At 66.8% G+C, this 26280-nt stretch carries 29 protein-coding genes; 14 read left to right on the top strand and 15 right to left on the bottom strand.

Annotation, left to right across the window (positions count from 1 at the left end):
* Positions 1–2 precede the first annotated feature (2 nt).
* The 3 genes from B9C99_RS14345 to B9C99_RS14355 are packed head-to-tail and all read right to left on the bottom strand — an operon-like array spanning position 3 to position 3720.
* Positions 3–1022: an aldo/keto reductase gene (locus B9C99_RS14345; RefSeq protein ID WP_253250078.1), complete on the bottom strand. Its 1020-nt coding sequence runs from the start codon at positions 1020–1022 to the stop codon at positions 3–5.
* Positions 1015–2418, bottom strand: coding sequence for an acyl-CoA reductase (locus B9C99_RS14350; RefSeq protein ID WP_088898339.1), 1404 nt, complete (start codon positions 2416–2418; stop codon positions 1015–1017). Before B9C99_RS14350 ends, B9C99_RS14345 begins: the two co-directional genes overlap by 8 nt.
* A gap of 3 nt (positions 2419–2421) precedes the next feature.
* The gene (locus B9C99_RS14355) at positions 2422–3720 is read right to left on the bottom strand and encodes a hypothetical protein (RefSeq protein ID WP_088898340.1); all 1299 of its coding nucleotides are present in this window, start codon (positions 3718–3720) and stop codon (positions 2422–2424) included.
* Positions 3721–3852: 132 nt separating this feature from the next.
* Here B9C99_RS14355 and B9C99_RS14360 point away from each other — a divergent pair, with 132 nt between their 5' ends.
* Complete coding sequence (locus B9C99_RS14360; protein WP_088898341.1) at positions 3853–4503, top strand: TetR/AcrR family transcriptional regulator; 651 nt, start codon at positions 3853–3855, stop codon at positions 4501–4503.
* 15 nt (positions 4504–4518) lie between these two features.
* On the opposite strand, the gene B9C99_RS14365 is transcribed toward B9C99_RS14360, so the two are convergent.
* From B9C99_RS14365 to B9C99_RS14375, 3 genes are read right to left on the bottom strand one after another with little or no spacing between them, the layout of a single operon-like run.
* Positions 4519–5376: a TIGR03619 family F420-dependent LLM class oxidoreductase gene (locus tag B9C99_RS14365; RefSeq protein ID WP_172414960.1), complete on the bottom strand. Its 858-nt coding sequence runs from the start codon at positions 5374–5376 to the stop codon at positions 4519–4521.
* Positions 5373–6206, bottom strand: a complete 834-nt coding sequence (locus B9C99_RS14370; protein ID WP_088898343.1) for an SDR family oxidoreductase — start codon at positions 6204–6206, stop codon at positions 5373–5375. The genes B9C99_RS14365 and B9C99_RS14370 overlap by 4 nt, the downstream gene beginning before the upstream one ends.
* A gap of 22 nt (positions 6207–6228) precedes the next feature.
* Positions 6229–6672 carry a VOC family protein gene (locus B9C99_RS14375; protein ID WP_016692297.1) on the bottom strand — a complete coding sequence of 148 codons (444 nt, stop codon included), beginning with the start codon at positions 6670–6672 and terminating at the stop codon, positions 6229–6231.
* 103 nt (positions 6673–6775) lie between these two features.
* Here B9C99_RS14375 and B9C99_RS14380 point away from each other — a divergent pair, with 103 nt between their 5' ends.
* From B9C99_RS14380 to B9C99_RS14395, 4 genes are read left to right on the top strand one after another with little or no spacing between them, the layout of a single operon-like run.
* A complete protein-coding gene (locus tag B9C99_RS14380) occupies positions 6776–8077 on the top strand; it encodes an acyl-CoA dehydrogenase family protein (RefSeq protein ID WP_016692296.1) in 1302 nt (433 codons plus the stop codon).
* Positions 8074–9096, top strand: coding sequence for a phosphotransferase family protein (locus B9C99_RS14385; protein WP_253250079.1), 1023 nt, complete (start codon positions 8074–8076; stop codon positions 9094–9096). The genes B9C99_RS14380 and B9C99_RS14385 overlap by 4 nt, the downstream gene beginning before the upstream one ends.
* A gap of 11 nt (positions 9097–9107) precedes the next feature.
* Positions 9108–9887, top strand: coding sequence for an enoyl-CoA hydratase-related protein (locus tag B9C99_RS14390; protein WP_088898344.1), 780 nt, complete (start codon positions 9108–9110; stop codon positions 9885–9887).
* Between the two features lie 26 nt (positions 9888–9913).
* Positions 9914–10882 carry an NADPH:quinone oxidoreductase family protein gene (locus B9C99_RS14395; RefSeq protein ID WP_088898377.1) on the top strand — a complete coding sequence of 323 codons (969 nt, stop codon included), beginning with the start codon at positions 9914–9916 and terminating at the stop codon, positions 10880–10882.
* Positions 10883–11038: 156 nt separating this feature from the next.
* Here the strand turns inward: B9C99_RS14395 and B9C99_RS14400 are convergent, their stop codons facing one another.
* The 8 genes from B9C99_RS14400 to B9C99_RS14435 all read right to left on the bottom strand — a co-directional run bounded on the left by B9C99_RS14400 (position 11039) and on the right by B9C99_RS14435 (position 17805).
* Positions 11039–11638: a hypothetical protein gene (locus B9C99_RS14400; protein ID WP_253250080.1), complete on the bottom strand. Its 600-nt coding sequence runs from the start codon at positions 11636–11638 to the stop codon at positions 11039–11041.
* The gene (locus B9C99_RS14405; RefSeq protein ID WP_088898345.1) at positions 11545–12150 is read right to left on the bottom strand and encodes a TetR/AcrR family transcriptional regulator; all 606 of its coding nucleotides are present in this window, start codon (positions 12148–12150) and stop codon (positions 11545–11547) included. Before B9C99_RS14405 ends, B9C99_RS14400 begins: the two co-directional genes overlap by 94 nt.
* Positions 12151–12247: 97 nt before the next feature.
* Positions 12248–13390 carry a thiolase family protein gene (locus B9C99_RS14410; RefSeq protein ID WP_088898346.1) on the bottom strand — a complete coding sequence of 381 codons (1143 nt, stop codon included), beginning with the start codon at positions 13388–13390 and terminating at the stop codon, positions 12248–12250.
* On the bottom strand, positions 13383–14219 hold the full coding sequence (locus B9C99_RS14415) for an enoyl-CoA hydratase/isomerase family protein (protein ID WP_088898347.1): 837 nt from the start codon (positions 14217–14219) through the stop codon (positions 13383–13385). Before B9C99_RS14415 ends, B9C99_RS14410 begins: the two co-directional genes overlap by 8 nt.
* Positions 14216–15454: a CaiB/BaiF CoA-transferase family protein gene (locus tag B9C99_RS14420; RefSeq protein WP_016692288.1), complete on the bottom strand. Its 1239-nt coding sequence runs from the start codon at positions 15452–15454 to the stop codon at positions 14216–14218. Before B9C99_RS14420 ends, B9C99_RS14415 begins: the two co-directional genes overlap by 4 nt.
* A 26-nt stretch (positions 15455–15480) precedes the next feature.
* A complete protein-coding gene (locus tag B9C99_RS14425) occupies positions 15481–16248 on the bottom strand; it encodes an SDR family NAD(P)-dependent oxidoreductase (protein WP_088898348.1) in 768 nt (255 codons plus the stop codon).
* A complete protein-coding gene (locus B9C99_RS14430) occupies positions 16248–17414 on the bottom strand; it encodes an acyl-CoA dehydrogenase family protein (RefSeq protein WP_026061768.1) in 1167 nt (388 codons plus the stop codon). The genes B9C99_RS14425 and B9C99_RS14430 overlap by 1 nt, the downstream gene beginning before the upstream one ends.
* A 79-nt stretch (positions 17415–17493) precedes the next feature.
* Positions 17494–17805, bottom strand: coding sequence for a hypothetical protein (locus B9C99_RS14435; RefSeq protein WP_026061767.1), 312 nt, complete (start codon positions 17803–17805; stop codon positions 17494–17496).
* 365 nt (positions 17806–18170) lie between these two features.
* Between B9C99_RS14435 and B9C99_RS14440 the strand changes: the two genes are divergently transcribed.
* The 9 genes from B9C99_RS14440 (at position 18171) to B9C99_RS14480 (ending at position 25728) form a co-directional block, all read left to right on the top strand.
* Complete coding sequence (locus tag B9C99_RS14440; protein WP_080597775.1) at positions 18171–18638, top strand: carboxymuconolactone decarboxylase family protein; 468 nt, start codon at positions 18171–18173, stop codon at positions 18636–18638.
* 4 nt (positions 18639–18642) lie between these two features.
* Complete coding sequence (locus B9C99_RS14445) at positions 18643–19911, top strand: aromatic ring-hydroxylating dioxygenase subunit alpha (RefSeq protein ID WP_016695494.1); 1269 nt, start codon at positions 18643–18645, stop codon at positions 19909–19911.
* Positions 19908–20234 (top strand): hypothetical protein, encoded by a 327-nt coding sequence (locus B9C99_RS14450; RefSeq protein WP_059384037.1) that lies wholly within the window; start codon positions 19908–19910, stop codon positions 20232–20234. Before B9C99_RS14445 ends, B9C99_RS14450 begins: the two co-directional genes overlap by 4 nt.
* Positions 20235–20537: 303 nt before the next feature.
* On the top strand, positions 20538–21830 hold the full coding sequence (locus B9C99_RS14455) for a cytochrome P450 (protein WP_016695492.1): 1293 nt from the start codon (positions 20538–20540) through the stop codon (positions 21828–21830).
* On the top strand, positions 21827–22015 hold the full coding sequence (locus tag B9C99_RS14460; RefSeq protein WP_016695491.1) for a ferredoxin: 189 nt from the start codon (positions 21827–21829) through the stop codon (positions 22013–22015). The genes B9C99_RS14455 and B9C99_RS14460 overlap by 4 nt, the downstream gene beginning before the upstream one ends.
* Positions 22016–22192: 177 nt before the next feature.
* A complete protein-coding gene (locus tag B9C99_RS14465; protein ID WP_016695490.1) occupies positions 22193–23428 on the top strand; it encodes an amidohydrolase family protein in 1236 nt (411 codons plus the stop codon).
* Positions 23415–23840, top strand: a complete 426-nt coding sequence (locus tag B9C99_RS14470) for a nuclear transport factor 2 family protein (protein ID WP_016695489.1) — start codon at positions 23415–23417, stop codon at positions 23838–23840. Before B9C99_RS14465 ends, B9C99_RS14470 begins: the two co-directional genes overlap by 14 nt.
* On the top strand, positions 23837–24925 hold the full coding sequence (locus B9C99_RS14475) for an acyl-CoA dehydrogenase family protein (protein WP_016695488.1): 1089 nt from the start codon (positions 23837–23839) through the stop codon (positions 24923–24925). The genes B9C99_RS14470 and B9C99_RS14475 overlap by 4 nt, the downstream gene beginning before the upstream one ends.
* Positions 24926–24993: 68 nt before the next feature.
* Entirely contained in the window at positions 24994–25728 is a 735-nt protein-coding gene (locus B9C99_RS14480) for an acyl-CoA dehydrogenase family protein (RefSeq protein ID WP_232622235.1), read from the top strand.
* A 76-nt stretch (positions 25729–25804) separates the two neighbouring features.
* Here the strand turns inward: B9C99_RS14480 and B9C99_RS14485 are convergent, their stop codons facing one another.
* Positions 25805–26239 carry a nuclear transport factor 2 family protein gene (locus B9C99_RS14485; RefSeq protein WP_088898349.1) on the bottom strand — a complete coding sequence of 145 codons (435 nt, stop codon included), beginning with the start codon at positions 26237–26239 and terminating at the stop codon, positions 25805–25807.
* Positions 26240–26280 lie beyond the last annotated feature (41 nt).

Here is a 26280-nt window from a genome sequence, read left to right on the forward strand (position 1 = left end):
TGTCACCTCCCGCCGGTGCTCTGGAGAGCACCGGTCATCGACGGCAAGGCGTCCGGTTCGAACATGGCCCGGCGTTGGCTCAGGAAATCGTGCGGATATCCGGCCGAGATCGCCGAGGCCTCCTCCAGCCGCGCCAGCTGGTCGTCGCTCAACTGCAGGGACAACGCTCCGAGATTGTCGCGGAGCTGTTCGGCCGTGCGGGCACCGACCGACAGCAGCAGTCCCTGTCGACGCACCCAGGCGAGAGCCACCCGGGCGCTGGACGTGCCGAGTTCGTCGGCGATCTCCCGGGTCACCTTCACGATGCGTTGCATCCGGAGAGTGAGGGCGGCCAGGGATTCGTCCGTGTGGTCGCGGGCCAGCGCGCCCCGCGCGAGCGGACTCCACGCATACACCGGAAGTCCGAGATGCTCTGCCATCGGCAGCAGTTCGCGCTCGGGTGTACGGGCCAGGAGGGAGTACTCGACCTGCAATGCACAGAACGACGTCCAGCCACGCAGCTCGGCGATGGCGTTCGACCGGGAGATCACCCACGCCGGGGTGTTGGAGATCCCGATCGCGAGCACCGTGCCCGCCCGGACGAGATCGTCGAGCGCACGCAGAGTTTCGGCTTCCGGCGTGCAGCGGTCCCACGCGTGGACCCAGAGCACGTCGAGATAGTCGGTGCCGAGCCGTCGCAGGCTCGTCTCCACACTCCGGCGCAGACTCTTCCGGTTGCTGCCACCGGAGTTGACGTCGCGCGGGTCGGTGGGGAGCGTGTACTTGGTGCTCACCACCATCGCGTCGCGTTCGGAGGCAATGAACCGGCCGAGCATCTCCTCGCTCGCCCCGTTCGTGTAGTTGTTCGCGGTGTCGACGAAGTTGCCTCCGGCCGCGCGGTATTCGTCGTAGACCGTGCGGGATTCGGTCTCGTCGGCACCGAAGCCCCATTCGGTGCCGAAGGTCATTGCACCGAGGCACAATTCGCTCACGCGGATACCGGACGAGCCGAGCACGCGTTGCCCCATGATTCCGTCAGGCATCGTCGTCCACCACCCAGTTGACGAAGCGGTGCAGCGGGTACATGCCGTCGTGCGGGCTGCCCATGCTGCCCTTCAGCGCGCTGCCCAGTCGGACGATGCGCTGCACGCCGGCGGTGGCGAGCCGGTCGCGGATCTCCGCCTTGCGGTGGAACGGGTAGACACCGACGGTCTGGGTGGCCACGGTGGCGTAGGTGGCGGCCTCGTCGAGCGTCGAGATCGGCAGGACGTTGACGGTCTTGTTGGTCGGGTGGAAGTCGACCATCTCCGGCGAGCGCACCACGAGGCCGCTGCCGTCGGGCTTGCCCCACACCTTGTAATCCGGTTCGAGGAAGCGCATTCCCTCGACGGCGTCGCGGATCTCGGCGTCGGGCTTCGGTCCGACCGCCTCGGCGAAGTCGCGGTCCACGCCGAGTCGTTCGTGCAACAGGGCACAGAACCGGTCGATCCGGTCGTCGTCACCCTCGACGCAGATGTGCCGCGCCGCCAGGCACGCGTCCTGGTTGAAGATCGTCGCATCGAGGGCCGCCAGTTCGGCGACCTCGCGCAGGGTCTCCTCGGATTCGAAGGCCTCGCGGCCGACGATCGACATCGACACCTTGGGATCGAAGGAGATCAGCTGGAAACCCGGTCCGGCATAGCGCGCGGCGTTCTCGATGGCCGAGCCACCACCCCACGCGACGAGCTTGTCGAAGTACTGGGAGCGGTAGAGGATGTTCTCGACCTTCTCGTCGCCGCCCCGCCAGTACACGGCGGACATCGACCGCAGTACCGGATGGTCGGGGGCGATGTCGGCCATGGTGCGCAGCACCGCCACGGTGGTGAACGGATCGGCCGAGGGCACCTTGAACAGGTTGACGCCCTTGGTGAGTGCGGCGTCGGCGATGGTCGTCATCGCGGCGCTCGGCGAGTTCCCGGCCATCATGTGGACCAGGCGCGGCGGGAAAGCTCGGACGCGGCTGACGTTGCCGTTCGGGTCGGTGCGCTCGGCCCAGCCGTCGAGCACGTCGAGGCCGCCGAAGGTGCGTTCGAGCCGGTATTCGAGGGCCTGCCGGGTGAGGAACTGACCGGGCCGCGCGAAGGTGTTCTCGATGATGCGGCGCGGCAGGGCGCTCACCTGGACGGTCATCTCGAGGGATTCCTGGAGGTATTCGTTCTTCTCCAGGGTCAGGTACTGCGCGGTCTCGACGAGGAAGTCGATGATCTCGGAGATCGGCACGTCGAATGCCGGCCCGACCTCCGAGCGCGGCGCGAACAGAGCGTTGTATTCGAGTTTCGGCGTGACGAAGGGGACGCCGAAGTCGCGGGAGAGGTATTCGCTGTCCTCACCCCAGACGATCTCGCCGCGGACGAAGTGCGGGACTTTGATGCGGGTACGGGCCGGTGCGGTGGTGGTCATGGCTCACTCTCCCGAGAGTCCGCGGACGTAGGCGTCCATCGTTCCGGCACAGGTGATCTTGTCGTCGTCGCCGAGATCGGAGTAGCGGACGATGTTCGGCAGCACGGTCTCGCCGGGCCGGCCGCACGGGCACGTTCCGAGATCGACGGTGATCCGGTCGCCGGAGATCGTTCCGCCCCACCGGCCGTCGACGGTGGTGTCGACGAAGGCCGCGCGTCCCTCGACGATGGCGCCGTCGGGTTCGGCGAGGGCGCTTCCGTCCTTGGTGAGGACGAACAGCACGATCTCGTCCGGCACGTGGTAGCGGCCCTCCTCGGGGCACTTGAACATGCGGTTGTTGAGTTCCTGCATCGAGTAGTAGTGCAGGAAGCGCTCCGGCACGATGTTGAGGAGCCGGTAGATCTGTTCCTGGTAGTCGGCGGGAAGGTTCGTGCCCTTCAGTCCGCCGCCGCTGGTGAGCGCGTTGTTGCCGGTGATGTCGCCGTCGCGGACGCCCTTCTCCCGCAGGATCTCGCAGAGCCGGAACAGTTGCGGGAACTGGGAACTGAAGAGGATGTCCTCGGACCTGTGCGCGATGATCTCGTCGGCGAAGTGGTGCAGTCGCCGATCCTGCTGGGCGGCGCGCTCGGCGGATTCGGCCTCGAAGCGTGCGATGTCGTCGGGGGCGGCGGTGCCGTCGGCCATCGCCCGGCGCATGGCCGACAACTTGGCCATGTAGCGGTGGAAGCCCTCGGCGGGCGCCCCCTCGAACAGCGGAAGGGCGTCCGGGCGGGAGAACTCGCGGATGATCAGGTCGCGGACACCGTTGTGCTGCGTCTGGCCGGTCTCGGGGCCGACCGGGATGACGTGCCAGCGCTTCTCCGGCGGCAGTCCGAGCGCGGTGAAGCAGTCGAGCAGGTTCTGCTTGTTGACCTCGAGATCACGCTGGGACTTGTTGAGGAAGGAGCCCTTGCCGCTGGTCCCGCTCGAACTCGACACCATGTGGCCGGCCTTCTCGAGGGCGGCGATCCAGTCGTCGACGTCGGCGACCCCGGAGACGTCGACGTCGTCGACCGGGCGGCTCGACAGGGAACCGAGCCAGCGGTTCATCTGCTCCCACCGGCCCTTGGCGATGAGCATGTCGGGATAGCTCTTGTAGGTGGTGTGAGGGAAGAGCAGAGGGATCATGTCCTCGCGTGAACGGATCTCCTCGATGCCCTGGTCGGCGGCGCGCTGCGCGAGCACGGGGACCCGGTCGCGCTGCTCTTGGAAGTACGCGTTCAGCGTCGCGACGACGTCTTTCTGCAGGGTTGTTTCTGTCATCTGGTGTCCTCCGGCCCTCTGGATGCGGAACGTCGATAACTTGACTTGGAGGTATAGATAAAGAATTGCTGCAACCATACCCACGGGGAAAGTTTTGTGTCCAGACCCGAATCGATTTGGCACACTTCCCTCATGACCCCGATCCGCAGCGAGCAGGACACACGACGCCGTGGTGGACGCCCCACCAGGGAGGAAGCGAGCCGGCTCGACGACGCGGTACGCGAGTCCGCCCTCCGACTGTTCCTCGAGAACGGTTACGAAGGCACGACGATGAACGCCATCGCCGCGGCGGCCGGCACCACGAAACCGTCGCTCTACGCGCGTTTCCCGACCAAGGAGGACGTCTTCCGGTACGTCCTCGGCTGGGCCATGCAGCGCACCGACTGGCCCGCACCCGAACCGGAGATCCCCGACTACGACGATCTCGGGGACTCACTGACCGCCATCGCGGAGGCCGCCGTCCGGCGCGCCCTCGACCCGTCGATGATCAAACTCCAGCAGGTCGCCATCGCCTACGCCTCGCGCTATCCGGACATCGCCCGCAAGGCTCTCGGCCCCGGTTACTGGCCGCGCAGGAAACAGGTCGCGGATCTGCTCCGCAGGCACGCCGCGACGGGGAGCATCGTCGCCGACGACCCCGACACGCTCGCCGAGTTGTTCCTGGCCATGGCATCGGGTGGTCCCGCGCGTCTGGCCTCGTTCGGGATCGTGCGCGAGGCGGAGGACGTGGACGCGCATGTGCGGGCCGTCGTGGACCTGTTCCTGCGCGGCCTACGGCCGTGACCGATCACGCTCGGACTACTGCGCGGCCCGGGCGATCTCCTCGAGCGCCGGGAGCACCACGTCCTCGCCGGCGGTCGGGACGTCCACGACCACACGTTCGACGGGCATCCCCCGGAACCGGTCGAGAACGTCGGCGAGATCCGGGCGGGGTGCCTGCAGGACGGTGACCCGGATGTCCGCGGGATCCCGGCCCACCCGCTCCCACTCCTCGGCGAGCAGTTCCAGGTCGTCCTCGATCCTGTCCACGACGTTGTGTCCCATCGGGATCCATCCGTCGGCCCATCGCGCGATCCGGCGGAACCCGATCCGGCCGGCTCGACACCCCAACAGCACGGGAGGATGCGGGTGCTGCACAGGTTTCGGGTGCACCCGGCTCGGCGACAAGCGGACGTGGTTCCCCTCGTATGCCGCTTCGTCCTCGGTCCACAACGCCTTCATCAGGGCGATCTTCTCCTCGACGACTGCGTACTTGTCGTGCGGATCGAAGCCGTGGTCCTCGAATTCGTCGTCGTTCCAGCCGAATCCGACACCGAGTACGAGACGACCTCCGGACAGGACGTCGAGGGTCGCTACGGCCTTCGCGTACGAGATAGGGTCGTGCCCGCCCGGAAGTGCCGTGCACGTCCCCACGGTCAGGCCCGTCGATGCCGCGACGAACGACAGGCTCACCAGGGGATCCCACAGTCCGAAATAGCGCTCGGGGACCTCCCCGCCGCCCGGGAACGGCGTGCGGCGCACAGAGGGGATGTGCGAATGTTCGGGAACGAAGATCGAGTCGAGACCCCGCTCCTCCGCAGCCCGCGCGAGATCCACCGGCGGTACGGAATCCTCCGTTCCGCCGTAGTGGATCCCGACCCGCAGCGGTGGCGTCACACCGAACTCACCGCGCGCGCGGCGAGCGAGGCGACCACACCGCCGTCGACGAGCACGTCGGTGCCGTTGACGAAGCTCGCCTCGTCGGACAACAGGAATGCAACGACGGCGGCGAGTTCCTCGGCACGGCCCGTGCGGCCGAGCGGCGTCGCCCGTACCATCTCGCCCATCGACTCGTTGTGGTCCGCTTCCTGCCGGCCCTGGGGAGTGTCGATGATGCCCGGCGACACGGAGCATGCGCGGGCACCGACCGCCCCGAGCCGCACGGCTTCGTCGCGTGCGAACTGCTGCACACCGTATTTCGCCCATGCATAGGCGACGCCGGGATGTTCGATCGCCTCCCCCACGACCTCCCGGAGACGGTCGAGGAAGTCCTCGGCGAGCGGATCCGCGAGCACGGCGATCTCTTCCGGTGACGGCTGCATCCGCCCGATGTTCGGTGCCATCGAGGCGAAGTAGACCGACGCGGTGCCCGCGGTCGCGAGTGGACGGAGCGCCCGGGCGAGCCGTGCGGTTCCGACCAGGTCGACGGCGAAGATCCGTCGCCAGTCGGCCATGGTCGGCGAGATGCCCGCGGCGTGTGTGACCGATCGCAGGGTCCCGAGTTCCGTCACGCGCGCAGCCAGTCGTTCGAGCCCGTCGACGTCGGTGACGTCGAGGACGAACGGTTCGACCCGTGTCCGATCACCGTTCAACTCGTCGGCGGTGGCGCGGACGGTGTCGGCGTCCAGGTCGACGAGCAGCACGGTGTCGACCGTGCCGATCATGCGTTGCGCGCACGCGTATCCCATTCCGCGACCGGCTCCGGTCGCGATCCCCACCGTGGTCATGACATGCAGTCCTTTCGGATCATCAGGATGCCGCCCAGCACCGTGAGAGTCCGGATTCGGCGGTGCGGGTGACGAGTTCGACGAGTACGCCCCGTCGGCTGCGGGCGAATGCGAAGAACATACCGCCGTCCGGCAGCGCGCGGGTGGCCTCGACGACGAATCCTTCCTTCTCGAGAAGACAGCAGTCCGACTCGACGTCGTCCGACCAGTAGCCGAGGTGGTGGATACCGGAGGTCGCGGCCCACAGGGGTGCGTCGGGCACCGCCGAGACGATCTCGATCCGCGGTTCGGTGACCGAATAGGAGCATTGCAGATCGACGCTCCGGCCGCCGTCCGGCAGCGTCACGTCGACGGCTCCGCCCACCTGCGGTCCCCACTGGTAGCCGAGCAACGTCGAGAGTTCGTCCCGGGCGGCGCGCGGGTCGTCGGTGACGATCCCGAGGTGGAAGAGGTCTTCGGCCTTCATGTCTGCGCCTTTCGGATGTAGATGTTCCAATTGCTCTTCGGTCGTGTAAGAATGGGATTCTTGGTATCGAGATAGATATTCTCACCGATGGAAGGGAGGCGCAATGGCCTGGGACTTCGAAACCGAGCCCGAGTACCAGAAGAAGCTGGACTGGGCCGATGCATTCGTGCGCGAGGAGGTCGAGCCTCTCGACCTCGTGTGGGAACACGAACAGTTCGTCCCTCTCGACGGACTCCGCCGCAAGGCCATCGACCCTCTCAAGGAGAAGGTTCGCGCAGAAGGTCTGTGGGCCACCCATCTCGGCCCCGAACTCGGTGGTCAGGGATACGGACAGCTGAAGCTCGCACTGCTCAACGAGATCCTCGGGCGCTCGTCGTGGGCACCGATCGTGTTCGGTTGCCAGGCACCCGATACCGGCAACGCCGAGATCATCGCCCATTTCGGCACCCCCGAGCAGAAGGAGCGCTACCTGCAGCCGCTGCTCGACGGCGAGGTGTTCTCCTCGTACTCGATGACCGAACCGCAGGGCGGTGCCGATCCCGCCCAGTTCCGGTGCCGCGCGGTCAAGGACGGCGACCACTGGGTCATCGACGGGTGGAAGTTCTTCTCCTCCAACGCCCGCACCGCCGAATTCCTCATCGTCATGGTCGTGACGGATCCCGACGTCCCCGTGTACAAGGGCACGTCGATGTTCCTCGTCCCCACCGACACACCGGGCGTGAACATCGTGCGCAACGTCGGCCTCTACGGCGAACCGCTGAACGAGGGCACCCACGCGCTGATTCACTACGACAACGTGCGTGTGCCCGCCGACGCGCTCCTCGGCGAGGAAGGCCAGGCATTCGCCGCCGCGCAGGTGCGACTCGGTGGCGGTCGCATCCACCACGCGATGCGCACCATCGGCCTGGCCCAGAAGGCCCTGGACATGATGTGCGAACGCGCCCTCAGCCGCGAGACGGCCGGCAGCCGCCTCTCCGACAAGCAGGCTGTGCAGGGCTACATCGCAGACTCCTACGCGCAACTCGCACAGTTCCGTCTGTTCGTGCTCAGCACCGCGTGGAAGATCGACAAGTACAACGACTACAAGAAGGTCCGCAAGGACATAGCGACAGCGAAGATCATCATGCCCACCGTGCTCCACGACATCGCGTGGCGCGCCATGCAGGTGCACGGTGCACTGGGCGTCACCAACGAGATGCCGTTCTTCAAGATGATCCACGGCGCAGCGGTGATGGGCCTGGCCGACGGGCCGACCGAAGTGCACAAGACCACCGTCGCCAAGCAGGTCCTCCGCGACTACAGCCCGGTCGACGACATGTGGCCCTCGGAGTGGATCCCGAAGAAGCAGGAAGAAGCCCGGAAGAAGTACGCCGACTACATCGAACTCGAAGTGGGGAACCTGTGATCGACACCGAGCGTCTCGCCGAATGGATGGACGAGCAGGGCCTGCCCGGCAAGGGCGCGCCGCTCGACGCGAAGTATCTCTCCGGCGGTACACAGAACGAGATCTACAAGCTCACGCGCGACGACTTCACGTGCGTCATCCGCATCCCTCCGACCGGCGCGCCGGTCGACCGCGACAGCGGGATCATGCGCGAGTGGCGGATCATCCAGGGACTGGCCGGAACCGACGTCCCGCACACGAAAGCCGTAGCCGCATGTGAGGACACGTCCGTTCTCGGCCGCTCCTTCTACCTCATGGGTCACGTCGACGGATGGTCGCCGATGGATCACCGCGGCACCTGGCCCGCGCCGTTCGACACCGACCTCGACGCCCGCGCCGGCCTGGCCTACCAGCTCGCCGAGGGCATCGCCCTGCTGTCGAAGGTGGACTGGAAGGCGCAGGGCCTGCAGGATCTCGGACGCCCCGAAGGCTTCCACGACCGGCAGGTGAGCCGGTGGACCCGCTTCTTCGAACGGATCAAGGCCCGCGAGATCGAGGGCATGGACGTCGCGACGAAGTGGCTCGAAACCCACCGTCCGCTCGACTACATCCCGGGTCTGATGCACGGCGACTACCAGTTCGCCAACGTGATGTTCGAGCACGGCGCCCCCGCGAAGCTCGCGGCGCTCGTCGACTGGGAGATGGGTACCGTCGGCGACCCGAAGCTGGATCTCGGCTGGATGCTCATGAACTGGCCCGAGGACACGAGTGCGAACGAGGACAGCGCGGTCAGCTACGTCGACCTGACCGGGATGCCCGGTCGCGCGCAGATGCTCGCGCACTACGCCGAGGTCTCCGGCCGCCAGGTCGACGACATCGACTACTACCTGATCCTCGCCAAGTGGAAGCTCGCCATCGTCCTCGAACAGGGATTCCAGCGGGCCGGGGACGATCCCAAGCTGCAGTCGTACGGACCGGTCATCACCAGTCTCATGAAGTCGGCCGCCGATCTCGCCGAGTCGACGGACTACAAGGGCTGAAGGGGTCTGCGATGACGACTGTCGTGGAAGGACTGGTGGAGGAACGGCACGGACCGGTGCTCGTCCTCCACATCGACCGGCCCGAGGCGCGTAATGCCCTCAACGGAGCCGTGCTCCGCGGAATCGGCGCTGCGGCCCTTCGGGCAGAGGCGGATCCGGAGATCCGGGCGATCGTGCTCACCGGCACGGGCGACCGGGCATTCTGTGCGGGCATGGACCTGCGTGCGTTCGCCGACGGCGAGGACATCGGCACCGACTCCGACGAAGCTGCCGGGTACGCGCGGTTGTCCAAGGGCGAACTCACCGTCCCGGTCGTCGGCGCGGCCAACGGCAGCGCTGTGGGCGGCGGGCTCGAACTCCTCCTCGGCGCCGACATCATCGTGGCGTCCTCCGAGGCGAAGTTCGGCCTGCCCGAGGTGAAGCGGGGTCTCTTCCCCGCCGGTGGCGGCACCGCCATCGGCACCCGCATCCCCGTCGGGGCGGCACTCGAGCTGACCCTGACGGGGGATCCGATCACGGCGCAGCGCGGCTACGAACTCGGGCTGATCAATGCCGTGGTGACGCCCGATCAGGTCCTGGACACCGCGCTCGACTACGCCCGGCGGATCGCGGCGAACGCCCCGCTCGGCCTGTCCGCGGTGAAGGAACTCGTCCGGCTCGCGCAGGCCGATCCCGAGCGTGCCGGCGAGCGACTCTCCCACTGGCAGTCAGTCGTCTTCACCAGCAACGACGCGAAGGAAGGCGCCACCGCGTTCATCGAGAAGCGGGCGCCGGTCTGGCAGGGACAGTGACTGCCGCGGCCGCACCGACGAGCACCGTGCGCGCGGTCGTCTGCACCGAATACGGGGAACCCGAATCCCTTCGGATGGAGTCGCGGCCGTCGTCCCCGCTCGCCCCCGGTCACGTCCGGGTGCGCGTGGGAGCGGCCGCAGTGAACTTCCCCGACGTCCTCCTCGTGGCGAACAGGTACCAGATCAGCGTGCCTCCACCCTTCGTTCCGGGCAGCGAGTACGCGGGCACGGTCGTCGAGGTCGCGGACGGTGCGGACGGATTCTCGGTGGGCGATCGTGTCACCGGCACCGGGCTGGTCGGAGCGTTCGCCGACGAGGTGGTCGCTCCCACGAAGGCCCTGAAGAAGATCCCGGACGGAATCGACGACCGCACCGCCGCGTCCTTCGGAGTGGCGCACCGGACGGCCTATCACACGCTCCGGTCGGTGGCGCGCCTGAAACCCGGGGAACGACTGGTCGTCCTCGGGGCCGGAGGCGGTGTCGGCCTGGCGGCCGTGCAACTCGGTGTGGCGCTGGGCGCTTCGGTCACCGCCGTCGCCTCGTCGGCCGACAAACTCGCGGTCGCGTCGTCCTACGGCGCCGCGCACACGATCGATCACCGCACGAGCGACCTGCGTTCGGCGTTGAAGGACGCGCTGCCGGAGGGAGCCGACGTCGTCGTCGATCCGGTGGGCGGCGAACTCTCGGAGCCGGCGCTCCGGTCGCTGGCCCGCGGTGGACGTTTCGTCACCATCGGGTACGCGTCCGGCTCGATCCCGCGGATCCCTCTGAATCTCGTTCTGGTCAAGGGTATCCGGATCATGGGTTTCCAGTTCCAGGATCTCGATCCGGAGGAGTACCGGCGGAACGAGGCCGAACTCGTGGACCTGCTCGTCTCGGGCACGGCGGTTCCGCACATCGGCGCGGACTATCCGCTCGAGGACGCCGCGCGGGCGCTTCGTCACGTCGCCGACGGACGAGCGGTCGGGAAGATCGTCATCGACATGTCCCGCTGATCGTCCTCGCGCGACGAACCGATCCTTGCGCGCCCTACACACCGAGCGAACCCCGGTTCGGCGCGCAAGGATCGACCGGCGCAGCAATTCACTTCCGGCACGACGACTGCGGCCCGGCCTCCGAGCAAGGAGACCGGGCCGCAGTCGTCGTGGTGCTCAGGCCATGGAGACGAGGTTGCCGCGCATACGGAGCGTGTCGGCACCTCCGGTGAGGAACGATTCGGTGGCAGCGATCGCGGTCGCCGGTGCCGCGGCAGCGGCGAGGGCATGCGACTTGAAGACCTGGGCCGCGCGGCTCAGGCGGTGCTGCAGCGGCACGATGCGCGAGTCGAGTTCGGAGGGGACGTTCTCGCCCCACAGCGCAACCGTGGTGGGGCTGTCCGACATCGCCTCGAGCACACCGTTGCGGATCCGGTCGTCGGACGCGTAGAGATCGGCGGCGACGGCGACCATGTCGGGCATGGGACCGTAGGGTGCAGAACTCAGAGCGGACTCGAGGTCGACCGCCTTGGTCGCGCCGAGGATCTCGAACGGACGCAGATCGGAACTCTGCGGAACGACGACCACCACTTCCCAGCCTGCCGCAACCTGGTCGTACAGCCAGCCACCGGTGTACCGGACGGCGTCGGCGACCTTGGGCGCGACGACGGCGACCCTTCGTCTCAGGATGTGGCGGCGGGCATGAGCTGTTGCTCGAGCGACTGTATGTAGTCCTCGAATATTGCGGTCAGTGGGAGCGAACGATCGAGCAGCCATGAGGTTTCCATTCCATTCAGGAAAGCGACGATCTCCACCGCTTTGACGGCTGGGTCCACATCCGTTCGATATCGCCCGGCGTGTTGTCCACGCCGGATGCCGGCTTCGACCGCGTCGAGAGCCGCCTGATACCGCCCGAGTAGGCGATCGTGCAGAGGGGCATCCGGTTCCAGGTTCTCGATGAGAAGCACCGCATACATTCCGACCAGTTCGGGCGACTCCTCGAAACGCTTCGGGAGTTTCCTGAGCTGTTCGACGAGATCCCCCGTCCGATCCACACGAGCGTTGTCGTCGATGTCGCGGGCGTCGAGCACCGCGTGCAACAACTGGTCCTTCGACTCGAAGTGATGCAACAGCCCTGCCGGGGTCAATCCTGCTTCCCGGGCGATCTGGGCGAGGCTCGTGCTCCGCCACCCGTTCCGCGCCAGAAACCGCTGGGCAACGCTGAGAATCAGCTCCCTGCGATCCTCACCTCTGGCGAGGAGAGTGTCGTATGCACGCTGGGACAACAGCCCTCACTTCGTTGAAGAAGAACAACCTACTGAACGCACATTAGGTCATTTTCCCAAGTGTGACAAGGGTCTCATCAGATATATGTTTCGCGATGGATCACGGGAGTTCGACGACGGTCGCGTTGGCGGTCCCACCGCCCTCGCACATCGTCTGGAGACCGAAGCGGATGCCCTGATCACGCATGTGATGGATCATCCGGGTCATCAGCACCGCACCCGAACCGCCGAGCGGATGACCGAGCGCGATCGCCCCTCCGAGCGGATTCAGCTTCTCCGGATCCGCGCCCGTCTCGGCGAGCCACGCCAGCGGCACCGACGCGAATGCCTCGTTGACCTCGAAGACACCGACTTCTCCCAGTGCGATGCCGGCCTTCGCCAGGGCCTTGTCCGTCGCGGGGATGGGCCCGGTCAGCATGAGGACGGGATCGGCGCCGGCGACGACACCGGCCCGGTACCGGACCAGCGGAGTGAGCCCGAGCTCCCGGGCCTTCTCCGGCGTCGTCACGAGCAACGCCGCCGCACCATCGGAGATCTGCGACGAATTACCGGCGTGGATGACGCCGTCCTCGGCGAAGGCGGGCTTCAGACCGGCCAGCTTCTCGACGGTCGATCCCCGCCGCACCCCTTCGTCCACCGACACCACGCCCGCCTCGGTGGGCACCGGGACGATCTGTGCGTCGAACGCACCGCGGTCCAGCGCAGCGGCGGCACGCTCGTGCGAGAGCACCGAGAACTCGTCGAGACGGGTCCGGGAGAAACCCCACTTCTGAGCGATCTTCTCGGCAGAGATGCCCTGGTTGAACGAGAACCCGTCGTACCGGGCCAGCGCCTTCGGTCCGTACGGCTGACCCGACGCCCGCGCCGAACCCAGCGGCACACGGCTCATCACCTCGACACCACCGGCGACGACGACGTCCTGCTGACCGGACATCACCGCCTGCGCAGCGAAGTCGAGCGCCTGCTGGCTCGACCCGCACGCGCGGTTGATCGTCGTACCCGGGATCGATTCGGGCCAGCCGGCGGCGAGGACCGAGTACCGGCCGATGTTGCTCGACTGGTCTCCCACCTGCGAGACACAGCCCCACACGACGTCGTCGACGACCGCCGGATCGATACCCGCGCGCTCGGCGAGTGCCTGCAGGACGTGCGCCGACAGATCCGCCGGATGCTCGCCTGCCAGTCCCCCGTTGCGCTTGCCGACCGGCGTGCGGACGGCCTCGACGATGACTGCTTCACGCATGTACTTCTTCTCCACTCGTAGTCTGTGGTTCCGGAGTCTGTGTTTCCGGGTTCAGTGCCCACCGGCCGGTGAAGCGGACCTCGCGCTTCTCGGCGAAGGCCCGGAACGCCTCGGGGGCGTCGACGGTCCCGAAGTTGACCGCCTGGGCGCGCGCTTCACCGGCGAGAGAATCCCGCAGGCCGCGGTCGACGGCTTCGTTGAGCAATGCCTTGGTCTGGGCCAGGGCGATGGGCGGACCGGCCGACAGCCGAGCGCAGAGCTCGTCGACGAACGCGTCGATGCCCCCCTCGGATTCGATCCAGGTCACCAGCCCCAGCCGGTGCGCCTCGTCGGCGTCGATGGCCTCGGCCAGCAACGCGAGTCGTTTCGCTTGCTGCAGACCGACGAGCCTCGGCAGCAGCCACGTGCCGCCGAGATCGGGTGACAGTCCCCGCTTGGCGAAGATCTGCGAGAAGGTCGAGCGCGGTGTCGCGACCACCAGATCGCATCCGAGCGCCAGGTTCCAGCCGGCCCCGTAGGCGACGCCGTCTACCTTCGCGACGGTGGGAACGGGAAGTTCGTGGAGCAGCAACGCGACGTCCGTCAGTTTGCGCAGCTTGCGCAAGGGATGTGCGACACCGGGATTGGCGATATCGGCGCCGGAGCAGAACGCGCCGGCCGCGCCGGTGACGACGAGGACACGTACGTCCGGGTCGTCGGCGGTGTCGACGAGGACGTCGTGCAATGCCTGCCAGAGCGGACCGTCGATCGCGTTCTTGCGACGCGGCCGGTTCAACGTGAGGGTCCGAACCCCGTCGCGGTCGTCGACGAGGAGCGAATCAGTGCTCATTCGGCCGCCTCCGTACCCGGTGCGCGGTATGCGGGGCCGATCGCGCCGGCCTCGCGCAGCCGCGCGATCTCGGTGCCGGTGGTGCCGAAGTCCTGCAGCACCGCGTCGGTGTGCTCACCGAGCCCCGGTACCGCACCCATGGAGAGTTCGAATCCCGCGACGACCGGTGGGGGAAGCAACGCCTCGATCGGTCCGTTGGGGGTTGCGACCTCCCGCCAGCGATCCCGGGCCTGCAGCTGCGGATGCGCGATCACGTCGCTGGGCAGGTTGTACCGGGAGTTGCCGATACCGGCCTCGTCGGCGATCTTCTGGATGTGCGCGAGGGGGTGCCGGGCGCACCACTGCGCGATCGCCTCGTCGAGCACGGCGCGATGTTCGCAGCGACCGGCGTTGGAGCGGAAACGCTCGTCGTCGGCCAGATCGTCGCGTTCGATGATCTCCCGTGCGAGTCGCTGCCACTCCCGGTCGTTGGTGGTGCCGAGCACGACCACCTGATCGTCGGCGGTGCGGTACGACCCGTACGGTGAGACGGCCGGCGACGACATGCCCAGCGGTTGCTGGTTCACTCCGGAATATCGCGTGTAGGTCAGCGGATATCCCATGATCTCGGTCATCGTGTCGAACAGACTCACCGAGACCTTCGACAGGCTGCCGCCGCGGCCACGGTGCCGTTCCTTGCCACACAGCAGGGCGAGGATCGACACGGCCGAGTACAGGCCGGTGGTGATGTCGGCGACGGGCGGCCCGGGTTTCGCCGGCATGTCGGGATGGCCGGTGACCGCGCACGCCCCCGACTCCGCTTGGACGAGAAGGTCGTAGGCGCGTTTGTGCGAGAGCGGACCGCCGGGGCCGTAGCCGTCGATCTCGACCGAGATCAGTTCGGGATAGCGTTCCTCGAGCTGATCGGGCGACAGTCCGAGTCGCGCGGTCGCGCCCGGTGCCAGATTCGACACCAGTACGTCGGAGCGGGTGAGGATCCGGTGCAGCACCGCGATCCCGTCGTCCGACTTCAGGTCGAGTGTCACCGATTCCTTGCCGCGGTTGGCCCACACGAAGTGTGCGGCCATGCCACCGACGACGTCGTCGTAATCGCGCGCGAAGTCACCACCGCGGGGGTTCTCGATCTTGATGACCCGCGCACCGAAGTCGGCGAGCGTCCGCGTGCACATCGGTGCCGACACGGCCTGCTCGAGGGTGACGACGGTGACGCCCGCGAGCGGGCCGTCCGAGCCCACAGAACCTGTTGTCACCGTCCCGGTCATCACATCACCATGCCGCCGTCGACCGGCAGGACCTGCCCGGTGACGAACGATGCTGCGTCGGTGGCGAGGAAGACGAACGCTCCGGCGACCTCCTCCGGGGATGCCCAGCGGCGCAGCGGAATACGGTTGAGCATGTTCGCGGCGAACTTCTCGTTGGTGCGGATCGTCTCCGTCATGGGAGTCGCGGCGAGCGGGGCCAGCGCGTTGACGAGGATGTTCTTGCGGGCCAGCTCGCGGGCGAGCGACTTGGTGATGCCGATGATCCCCGCCTTGGCCGCGGAGTAGTTCACCTGTCCGAGCGTGCCGGTGATGCCCGCCGAGGAGGTCACGTTGATGATGCGCCCTTTGCCGTCGGTGGCGAGGAAGGGCAGCGCCGCCTGCGAGCAGTTGAAGGCGCCGAGCACGTGGATGTCGTGGATGCGCTGGAACGAGTCGACGGTGGTGTCGGCGAACATCGCCGGGTCGGTGACACCGGCGTTGTTGACGAGGATGTGGAGCACACCCTCGGTCAGACCGGCGGCACGCGCCATCGCGGCGTCGGCTGCGTCCCGGTCGCGGACGTCGAGCGCGGCACTGTCGGCCTTACCGCCGTTCACCGAGATCCGTTCGGCGACAGCGGCTGCGGCATCGCCGTTCACGTCGGTGACGAGCACGGCCGCACCGGCGGCTGCGAGGGCTTCGGCGACGGCCGAGCCGATGCCGCCGGCCGCGCCGGTCACCACGGCCGACCGCCCGGTGAGATCGAAGAGAGAGTTGTTCACGGCCATCAGTAGCTCCTCGGCAGTCCCAGAGTGTGTGAGCTCAGGAAATTCAGGATCATCTCCTGGCTGATCGGTGCAATGCGCATGACGCGCGCTTCGCGGAAGTACCGCGAGACGTTGTACTCCTCCGAGTAGCCCATGCCGCCGTGCGTCTGCAGCGCCCGGTCGGCAGCGGTGAATCCCGCATCGGCACAGAGGTATTTGGCGGTGTTGGCTTCCCGTCCGCACGGTTTGCCGTTGTCGTAGAGCCAGGTCGCCTTGCGCAGGACGAGTTCGGCGGCGTCGAGGTGGGCGAGCGAATCGGCGAGGGGGAACTGGATTCCCTGGTTCATGCCGATCGGGCGGCCGAAGACCTCGCGTTCGTTGCCGTACTTGACCGCCTTGTCGAGCGCCACGCGGCCGATGCCGAGGGCCTCGGCAGCGATGAGCATGCGTTCGGGGTTGAGGCCGTCGAGCAGGTACTCGAAACCCTTTCCCTCCTCACCCACGCGGTCCTCCACCGGCACCCGCAGGTCGTCGATGAACAGCTCGTTCGACGTGACGGCGTTGCGCCCCATCTTGCGGATGGGCCGGATGTCCACGCGGCTGCGGTCGAGATCGGTGAGGAACAACGTCATGCCGTCGGTCTTCTTCTGCACCTCGTCGTACCGCTGGGTGCGGGTCAGCAGCAGGATCTTCTCGGATTCCTGCGCCTTGGAGATCCACACCTTGCGGCCGTTGACGACGTAGTGGTCGCCGTCCCGCCGGGCGAAGGTCGTGATCCGCGAGGTGTCGAGACCCGCTCCGGGCTCGGTGACACCGAAGCAGACGTGCAGGTCGCCGCTGACGATGCGGGGCAGGGTGCGGGCCTTGAGCTCGTCGGAACCGTGCTTGACGACCGGCTGCATGCCGAAGATGTTGAGGTGGATCGAGCTCGCGGCGTTCATGCCGCCGCCCGAACGCGCGACCTCCTCGAGCAACAGGGTGGCCTCGGTGATGCCGTATCCGTGCCCACCGTACTCCTCGGGCATGGTGATACCGAGCCAGCCGCCGTCGGCCATGGCCTTGTAGAACTCCGAGGGGAACTCGTGGGCGAGGTCCTTCTCCATCCAGTACTGGTCGTCGAACCTCTTCGTCAGTTCGGCCACCGACTTGCGGATGAGCTCCTGATCCTCGCTGAGTTCGAAACTCATTCCGCTCATCGTCGGCACCTCCGGCCCTGTGGGTGGGGCTGCACGTCGTCGAGGCTCATGGTGGTCCCTTTCGTGTCGGTCAGTCGGAGGCGGGAAGCGGCTTCGCGGCCTTGAGAGTCATGGGGATACCGCCGTAGCCGAGTTCCCCGGGTCCCGAGGAGGTGCACAGCACCTCGACCGTGTCGTCCGCATCGACGTAGCGCTTGCCGAGGACGGTGACGGCGTCGCCGGCCGACGGTTCGGGCCGGCCTGCAGGAGCCGGAATCATCGGGGCGCCACCGCATGTGAGTTCCTGTGCGTTCTCCGCAGGGGCGCGGACGACGACGACCCTCGTGGAACCTTCCGCGGCGGCGAGCTGCACTCCTGGACGAAGTGGTGCGGGTGTGGTCACGACGTACCTCTCTTTCGATCGCTCGACGGGCGAGCGCGACCCCGGGTGGCTCGTGCGATGAAAACTATCCTCTCTTTTCAGGAGAATCAACCTTCGCGAAGCGCCACCCATAAGGGGAGGAGACACGTAGATCTCATGCCTCCAACGGAAGCGTGGAGCGACAGCCGCTCCGCGCGCGAGCTTCCCACCAGGGAAAACAGGACATTTCTCGCGGAACGTTGACTATCCGACGCGGACATGGAAATCTATCGATCAGAAATGAGAATGCAATTCTCTCGAACAGGGAGGAGGTTGATGTGGCACTGCTATCCCCGCTGCCGGCGGAACTCTGGGACGAGGACGTCGACGCAGCACTGAAAGGTCTGATGCCCCGGCACATGAGAAACCCGGAGCAGGCCGGCACCGCGATGGCGACGCTCGTCCACCATCCGGAGTTGACCAAGGCCTTTCTCGGCTTCAGCGTGCATCTTCTGTTCCGGTCCACACTCCCGGCCAGGCTGCGCGAACTCGTGATCCTGCGGGTCGCCGCACTGCACGACTGCTCGTACGAGCGGGAGCACCACATCGAGATCGCGCGCACCGAAGCCGGCCTCACGCCGGACGAGATCGCCGCGGCCGTCGACGGGTCGGCCGAGGATCCGTTCGAGCAGCGCCTGCTCGACTCCGTTCGGGAGTTGACCGAGACCTCGCGTCTGTCCGAGGAGACCTGGACAGCGCTCTCGGAGCATCTCACCACCAAGCAACTGATGGACCTCATCTTCACCGTGGGTGGCTACAGCCTGATGGCCATGGCCTACAACACCTTCGGTATCGAGTTCGAAGACGAAAGGTAGAACCTTGCCCCACTTCACCAAGCCGGCCGAGGGAAGCTGGACCGAGCACTATCCCGAACTCGGCACCGCACCCGTCGACTACACCGACTCCATCGATCCCGCCTTCTTCGAGGCGGAGCGCGAGGCGATCTTCAAGCGCACCTGGCTCTACATGGGTCGCGTCGAGCAGCTGCCCCGCGTCGGCAGCTACTTCACCAAGGAGATCCCGTCGGCCGGGCCCGGCACCTCGCTGGTCATCGTCAAGGGCAACGACGGCGTCATCCGCGCGTTCCACAACGTGTGCCGCCACCGCGGAAACAAGTTGGTGTGGAACGACTTCCCCAACGAGGAGACCGCCGGTAGCTGCAAGCAGTTCACCTGCAAGTACCACGCCTGGCGCTACAGCCTCGAGGGCGATCTGACCTTCGTGCAGCAGGAGGGCGAGTTCTTCGATCTCGACAAGAAGGACTTCGGACTCAAGGCGGTCCGCTGCGAGACGTGGGAAGGGTTCATCTACATCAACCTCGACGACGACGCGGCCCCGCTCGTCGACTACCTCGGCGACTTCGCCAAGGGCCTCGAGGGCTACCCCTTCGACAAGATGACCGAGGTCTACAGCTACCGCTCGGAGATCAACGCGAACTGGAAGCTGTTCATCGACGCCTTCGCCGAGTTCTACCACGCACCGATCCTGCACATGAAGCAGGCGGTCAAGGACGAGGCCGAGAAGCTCGCCGGCTACGGCTACGAGGCGCTGCACTACGACATCAAGTCGCCGCACTCGATGATCTCCTCGTGGGGCGGCATGGCCCCGCCCAAGGACCTCAACATGGTCAAGCCCATCGAGCGTGTCCTGCGTTCGGGTCTGTTCGGTCCGTGGGACGTCCCGGACATCGAGGGCCTGGCCGAGGATCAGCTGCCGCCCGCGGTCAACCCCACCAAGTTCCACAGCTGGGGCCAGGACAGCTTCGAGTTCTTCCCGAACATGACGCTGCTCATCTGGAAGCCGGGCTGGTACCTCACCTACACCTACTGGCCCACCGCCGTCGACAAGCACATCTTCGAGACGAGTCTGTACTTCGTCCCGCCGAAGAACGCTCGCGACCGCCTCGCGCAGGAACTCGCCGCGGTGACCTTCAAGGAGTACGCGCTCCAGGACGCGAACACCCTCGAAGCGACGCAGACCATGATCGGCACCCGCGCAGTGACCGATTTCCCGCTCAACGACCAGGAAATCCTCCTGCGCCACCTCCACAAGACCGTCGCCGATTACGTCAAGGAGTACCAGAAGTGACGACTCTGCCCACCGAATTCGCCGACCTCGAACCGTATGCCGACTGGGCTCTGGCCACCGAGCCCGAGCGCTACGCCAAGCGGCTGGCGTCGAGCATGCCCGAGATGCAGCAGTTCTACGACGCCGCCTTCGGCCGGCTCGAGGACGCCATCACCTACCTCGACAAGTTCGATCTGGACGACCTCGACGACGATGCCCGCGCGCTCATGCACCTGATGCAGTCGCTCGTGATGGTCTCGTTCCCCGTCGAGGTCTGGAAGCAGCCCCGCGTGCCGGACAGCGGCGCCGCCTGGGTCACCATCACCAAGGAACCGGTGGTGTGATGCCACCCGTCGGGACAGTCCGGCGATGAGCACACCTCGCGCCCGTACCCGAACCCTCCGGGGTTCGAGTACGGGCGCGTTGTCGTTTCTTCGGCACCATGCCGTTCGTATTTCAAGATCGAAGACAGTTGATCGGTCATCGTCACGTGATCGATCACAAGTCCGAAATGCACGAAACATCCCCTCGCGCCGGACTTTCCGACCCATGGTTGGATGTGCGGGCGAGACACGGCTTCGAGCGCGGGACGGCCGCGCGGCGAGGCCGAACTCCGCACCAGCCCACCGCCTGCCCCGGGAGGAACCATGACCGACATCGAGACGAAGAACTTCTTCACCGATCCGGATCTCGTCGAGGACCCGTACCCCTATTACGACGCCCTGCGTGACGGATGCCCGGTCAGGCGCGAACCCCACCACAACGTCATGATGGTCACCGGCTACGAGGAGGCGATCCAGGTCCTCAGCGACGAGCAGACCTTCTCGTCGTGCATCTCGGTGACCGGTCCGTTCTCCGGCCTTCCGGCATGCCCCGAGAGCGACGACATCACCGACTTCATCGAGGAGCACCGCCCCTCGCTGCCGATGAACGACCAGCTCCCCACCATGGATCCCCCGCAGCACACCGACCATCGCGGCCTGCTGATGCGGCTCATCACTCCCAAGCGTCTCAAGGAGAACGAGGCCTTCATCGAGCGCATCGCCGACCGCCTCCTCGACGACCTGCTCGCCCGGGGCGAGGGTGACTACATCACCGGCTTCGCCGCGCCGTTCGCGATGCTCGTCATCGCCGATCTGCTGGGCGTGCCGGAGAGCGACCACCAGGAGTTCATCGAGGGCCTGAACATCCAGGTGGAGAAGGGCTTCTCGCTCGGCAGCACCGAGGGTGAGGAACTGAAGCTCAACCCGCTCGAGTTCCTGTACAAGAAGTTCGGCCAGTACATCGAGGACCGCCGCGCGAACCCCACCGACGACGTGCTGACGGGCCTCGCCACCGCGACCTTCCCCGACGGCACCCTGCCGCCCGTCGACGACGTCCTGCGCATCGCCGCGAACGTGTTCTCCGCCGGCCAGGAGACCACCGTGCGTCTGCTGAGCTCCGCGCTGCGGATCATCGCCGAGCAGCCCGAACTCCAGAAGACCCTGCGCAGCGAGCCCGACCGCATCCCGAACTTCATCGAGGAGACGCTGCGTTTCGAGAGCCCCATCAAGGGCGACTTCCGGCTCGCGAAGACCCCCACCACCATCGGCGGGGTCGACGTCTCGGCCGGCACCATCATGATGCTGGTCAACGGTGCCGCCAACCGCGACCCGCGTCAGTTCTCCGATCCGAACGACTTCGATATCGATCGCCGAAACGCCCGGACCCACATCGCGTTCGGTCGCGGTGTGCACTCGTGCCCGGGCGCCCCGCTCGCCCGCACGGAGGGACGCGTGGGCATCCAGCGTCTGCTCGAGCGCACCAGCGAGATCCGGATCTCCGAGAAGGTGCACGGCCCCGAGGACGACCGGAAGTTCGGCTACCTGCCGACCTTCATCCTGCGCGGTCTGCTCGCGCTGCACCTGGAGTACGCGCCGGTGGAAGGTGAGTCGAAGTGAAGGTCTTCGTCGACGACGACGCCTGCCGCGGACACGGTGTCTGCCTCGCCGCCTGCCCGGAGGTCTTCGACCTGAGCGACGGCGGGTACGCCATCACGCTCGTGTCCGAGGTCCCGGCCGAGCACGAGAAATCCGTGCGGGAGGCCGCAGCGGGTTGCCCCGAAAGGGCGATCCGGCTCGACTGAGCCCACATCGAAGCTGTACATCGGCGTCGGTCCGGACCGAAAGGTCCGGGCCGACGCCCTTTTTCGTTTCTCCCATCGTGGGTCGATTGACGCCGTCCGGGGTTGTGTGAAAACCTCGTAATCAAGATAGAGAGTGACATTCTCATGATGTGTCGCTCTCCGATGAAAGGACGAGCGATGCTGACCCTGAAGGCAGCCGGACTGCTCGACGTCGACACGGGCGAGATCGTCCGTCCGGGAATCATCCGCGTCGACGGCGACCGCATCGTCGGAGTCGGTGAAACCTACAGTGATAATTCGGGCAACACGCCCGAGGGTGACGTCATCGACCTCGGCGACCTGATCCTCATGCCCGGCCTGATGGACATGGAGGTCAACCTGCTCATGGGCGGACGCGGCGAGAAGCCCGTCTACTCGACGGTCCAGGACGACCCGCCCCTGCGCATGCTGCGTGCCGTCGGCAACGCCCGCCGCACCCTGCGCGCCGGATTCACCACCGTCCGCAATCTCGGACTGTTCGTCAAGACCGGCGGATACCTGCTCGACGTGGCCCTCGGAACGGCCATCGACAAGGGCTGGGTGGACGGCCCGCGCGTCGTCCCCGCCGGCCACGCCATCACCCCCACCGGCGGCCACCTCGATCCGACGATGTTCGCGGCGTTCGCACCCGGCGTCCTCGACCTGACGATCGAGGAAGGCATCGCCAACGGCGTCGACGAGGTCCGCAAGGCGGTGCGCTACCAGATCAAGCACGGTGCCCAGCTCATCAAGGTGTGCGTCTCCGGTGGCGTCATGTCGATGACCGGATCCGCAGGCGCCCAGCACTATTCGGACGAAGAACTGCGGGCGATCGTCGACGAGGCCCACCGCCGCGGCATGAAGGTCGCCTCGCACACGCACGGCGCCGAAGCCGTGCGACACGCGATCGAAGCCGGAATCGACTGCATCGAACACGGATTCCTCATCGACGACGACACCATCGACCTCATGGTCGAGCGCGGAACATGGCTGGTCCCCACGACTCGTCTCGCCGACGCGATGGACACCTCCCACGCGCCACCGGAGCTGCAGGCCAAGGCCGCCGAGATGTTCCCCAAGGCACGCACCTCGGTGCTCGCCGCATACAAGGCCGGCGTGAAGATCGCCGTCGGCACCGACGCGCCGGCCATCCCCCACGGCAAGAACGCCGACGAGATCGTCGCCCTCGTCGACCGCGGGATCCCTCCCCTCGCGGTGATCCAGGCCGCCACGATCAATGCGGCAGAACTCATCGGCGTCGACGACCGCGGTCGCCTCGCCGAAGGTCTGCTCGCCGACATCATCGCCGTCCCCGGCGATCCCACCGAAGACATCACCGTCACCCAGAACGTGCGGTTCGTGATGAAAGGCGGAAAGGTCTATGTCCACAACTGACCGTTCGATCACCGACGACCTCGTCGAGATCAACCAGCTGCTCGCCCGTTACGCGGTGAACATGACGAAGAACAACGTCGAAGGTGTCGTCTCGGTGTTCACCCCCGATGGCACCTACAGTGCCTTCGGCGACGCGTTCCCCCTCGACCGGTTCCCCGAACTCGTCGCGGCCGCACCGAAGGGCCTGTTCATGACGGGCACGGCCCTCATCGACATCGACGGCGACACCGCGACCGGCACCCAGCCGCTGTGCTTCGTCGAGCATTCCACGCACGACATGCGGATCGGCTACTACAACGACACCTACGTCCGCACGGCCGACGGCTGGCGTCTGCGCACCCGCGCGATGACCTTCATCCGCCGCAGCGGAACCCACGACTCCGGCATCCCCCACGCCTTCGAACCGGCATGAACGTCACCGAGTTCAGGACCACCGTCCGCACCTGGCTCGACGAGAACGATCTGACCCCCGGACCGGATCACTCGTTCGACGCGCAGGTCGAACAACTCGCCCGCGTGCGGCGGGAACTCTACGACGCGGGCTGGATGCGCTACGGCTGGCCCGAAGAGGTCGGCGGACTCGGCGGCGAGGCCGTCCTGCGTGCCGTGCTCGGCGAGGAGGTCGCGACCCGCGACCTCGCCGAGCCGGGCATCTACTCGATGATCGAGGTGCTCGCGCCCACCATGATCACCTACGCGCGACCCGAACTCGCCGCGGAGATGGTGCCGAAACTGCTCCGCGGCGAGGAACAGTGGTGCCAGGGCTTCTCGGAGCCCGGCTCGGGCAGCGACCTCGCGTCGCTGTCCACCCGGGCCGAGCAACGCGGCGACGAATGGGTGATCAACGGGCAGAAGGTGTGGACGTCGCTCGCCCAGTTCGCCTCCCGCTGCGTGCTGCTCACCCGTACCGCGCCGGGGCACAAGGGCATCACCGCCTTCTTCGTCGACATGGACACCCCGGGCGTCACCGTCCGGCCGCTGCGCACGATGCACGGCGTCGACGAGTTCGCGGAGGTGTACTTCGACGACGTCGTCGTGCCGGCCGACCGTATGCTGGGCGATCCCGGCGACGGCTGGAAGCTCGCGATGGATCTGCTGCCGCACGAACGGTCGACATGCTTCTGGCATCGCATCGCCTACCTGTTCACCCGGTTGGATCGTCTTGTGGACGAGACCGATTCGACGGCCGACGACGAACTCGGCGCGGCCTACCTCGCGCTGCACACCGTGCGGTGCCGCTCGCTCGCCACCCAGCAGCGACTCGCGTCGGGCGCTTCGCTCGGCCCCGAGACCTCCGTCGACAAGATCCTCCTCGCGACCGCCGAACAGCAGTTGTTCGACACCGCACGGGATCTGCTTCCCGGCGTGCTCGAACTGTCCGACACCGAATGGCGGACCGAATTCCTGTATTCCCGTGCGGCGACGATCTACGGCGGCACCGCCGAGATCCAACGCAACATCGTCGCGCGTCGACTTCTCGATCTGGGGGCGGAGTGACGACCTACAGCACTGCACCGGCGCCGGATTCGGACCTCGGCCTGCTCGAGGACGCACTGCGCAAGACCATGGAGAGCACGACCGGTGCCGCGCTCGACGCGGCCCTGGTCGGACTGGGCTGGCACGACATGCTCACCGAGATGCCCGACGACACGATCCCCATGGTGTTCCGGCTGCTCGGCGAGACCGGCGCGCACGCCCCGGTGATCAACGACGTCGTGCTCGTCGACGCGGGTCGTGAGGCCGGTGGGGTCGTACCCCTCCCCTACACCGGCGGACAGTGGATCGAATGGGCACGCGAGGACCGGGACACCACCGCACTCGACGCGGAACTGCCGATCGCGACGGTCGGATCCGGTGATCCGGTGCCGGTCGCAGCGGCACGTCGTGCGCTCGGCTGGTGGCTGGTCGGAACGAGCCGGGCGATGCTCGACCTGGCCCGCACGCACGCTCTCGACCGCACGCAGTTCGGCAAGCCGATCGCCGGCTTCCAGGCGGTGCGGCACCGGCTCGCGGAGACGTACGTGGCCGTCGAGGGCGCGGAGGCCACCCTGCGTGCCGCCACCGACGAACTCGGTTCCCTGCTGGCGAAGGCTGCCGCCGGTCGTGCGGCGATCATCGCGGCACGGCACTGCCAGCAGGTCCTCGGCGGCATCGGCTTCACCGCCGAGCACGATCTGCACCGGCACATCAAGCGGGCACTGGTGCTCGACGGCCTGCTCGGCAGCTCACGCGAGCTGACCCGCGAGGCCGGTGCCCTCATCCGCGCGGAGGGTTCGGCGCCGCGCCTGGTGCACCTCTGACCGTCCGTCCACACGAAGCAGACGGGGACGCCCTGTCGTGCAGGGTGTCCTCGTCTTTCGTCCTCCGGACGCGCGGCTACAGGTTCTTCGACGGATCGGGATGATTGGAGAACCACAGGCTCTCCTCGGTGAGGCGGCAGCTCTTCCAGCCCTCGGAGGTCCGCACGACCTCGTGGTGGTAGTTGCCCCCGCAATAGGTCAGGCCGTCGACGCCGGGGAGTTGCATGGGGTTGTAGAACATCGCCCGCACCGTCGCCCGGTCACCGTCGAGGTCGACCTCGACGTTGGTGACGAAGTGCTGCGACATCGGCAGGTACGACAACGCCTTCTGCAGCTGCGCGAGCACTTCGTCCCTCGGTCCGGGCCGGTATCCCACGGAGCTGTAGTCGAGATGGGCGTCCTCGGTGAAGACCGATTCCATCTTCTTCCAGTCCTTGGTGTCCACCGCCGTCGCATAGCGGTAGAGGAGTTCGGTGATGGCGTACTTGTCGCACAGCTCGTCGGGCGTCATGAGGCTCCTTCGACTTCGTCCGGAATTTCATTCTTTCAGAA

Origin of the sequence: Rhodococcus sp. BUPNP1 (assembly GCF_002215235.1) — a bacterium.
Classification (GTDB): domain Bacteria; phylum Actinomycetota; class Actinomycetes; order Mycobacteriales; family Mycobacteriaceae; genus Rhodococcus.

What these genes read in the sequence shown, in the direction of transcription:
- B9C99_RS14345 (WP_253250078.1), bottom strand. Translation starts at nt 1,022, where the DNA reads ATGCCTGACGGAATCATGGGGCAACGCGTGCTCGGCTCGTCCGGTATC.
- B9C99_RS14350 (WP_088898339.1), bottom strand. Translation starts at nt 2,418, where the DNA reads ATGACCACCACCGCACCGGCCCGTACCCGCATCAAAGTCCCGCACTTC.
- B9C99_RS14355 (WP_088898340.1), bottom strand. Translation starts at nt 3,720, where the DNA reads ATGACAGAAACAACCCTGCAGAAAGACGTCGTCGCGACGCTGAACGCG.
- B9C99_RS14360 (WP_088898341.1), top strand. Translation starts at nt 3,853, where the DNA reads ATGACCCCGATCCGCAGCGAGCAGGACACACGACGCCGTGGTGGACGC.
- B9C99_RS14370 (WP_088898343.1), bottom strand. Translation starts at nt 6,206, where the DNA reads ATGACCACGGTGGGGATCGCGACCGGAGCCGGTCGCGGAATGGGATAC.
- B9C99_RS14375 (WP_016692297.1), bottom strand. Translation starts at nt 6,672, where the DNA reads ATGAAGGCCGAAGACCTCTTCCACCTCGGGATCGTCACCGACGACCCG.
- B9C99_RS14380 (WP_016692296.1), top strand. Translation starts at nt 6,776, where the DNA reads ATGGCCTGGGACTTCGAAACCGAGCCCGAGTACCAGAAGAAGCTGGAC.
- B9C99_RS14390 (WP_088898344.1), top strand. Translation starts at nt 9,108, where the DNA reads ATGACGACTGTCGTGGAAGGACTGGTGGAGGAACGGCACGGACCGGTG.
- B9C99_RS14400 (WP_253250080.1), bottom strand. Translation starts at nt 11,638, where the DNA reads ATGGCTGCTCGATCGTTCGCTCCCACTGACCGCAATATTCGAGGACTA.
- B9C99_RS14410 (WP_088898346.1), bottom strand. Translation starts at nt 13,390, where the DNA reads ATGCGTGAAGCAGTCATCGTCGAGGCCGTCCGCACGCCGGTCGGCAAG.
- B9C99_RS14415 (WP_088898347.1), bottom strand. Translation starts at nt 14,219, where the DNA reads ATGAGCACTGATTCGCTCCTCGTCGACGACCGCGACGGGGTTCGGACC.
- B9C99_RS14425 (WP_088898348.1), bottom strand. Translation starts at nt 16,248, where the DNA reads ATGGCCGTGAACAACTCTCTCTTCGATCTCACCGGGCGGTCGGCCGTG.
- B9C99_RS14430 (WP_026061768.1), bottom strand. Translation starts at nt 17,414, where the DNA reads ATGAGTTTCGAACTCAGCGAGGATCAGGAGCTCATCCGCAAGTCGGTG.
- B9C99_RS14440 (WP_080597775.1), top strand. Translation starts at nt 18,171, where the DNA reads ATGCCCCGGCACATGAGAAACCCGGAGCAGGCCGGCACCGCGATGGCG.
- B9C99_RS14455 (WP_016695492.1), top strand. Translation starts at nt 20,538, where the DNA reads ATGACCGACATCGAGACGAAGAACTTCTTCACCGATCCGGATCTCGTC.
- B9C99_RS14465 (WP_016695490.1), top strand. Translation starts at nt 22,193, where the DNA reads ATGCTGACCCTGAAGGCAGCCGGACTGCTCGACGTCGACACGGGCGAG.
- B9C99_RS14470 (WP_016695489.1), top strand. Translation starts at nt 23,415, where the DNA reads ATGTCCACAACTGACCGTTCGATCACCGACGACCTCGTCGAGATCAAC.
- B9C99_RS14475 (WP_016695488.1), top strand. Translation starts at nt 23,837, where the DNA reads ATGAACGTCACCGAGTTCAGGACCACCGTCCGCACCTGGCTCGACGAG.
- B9C99_RS14480 (WP_232622235.1), top strand. Translation starts at nt 24,994, where the DNA reads ATGGAGAGCACGACCGGTGCCGCGCTCGACGCGGCCCTGGTCGGACTG.
- B9C99_RS14485 (WP_088898349.1), bottom strand. Translation starts at nt 26,239, where the DNA reads ATGACGCCCGACGAGCTGTGCGACAAGTACGCCATCACCGAACTCCTC.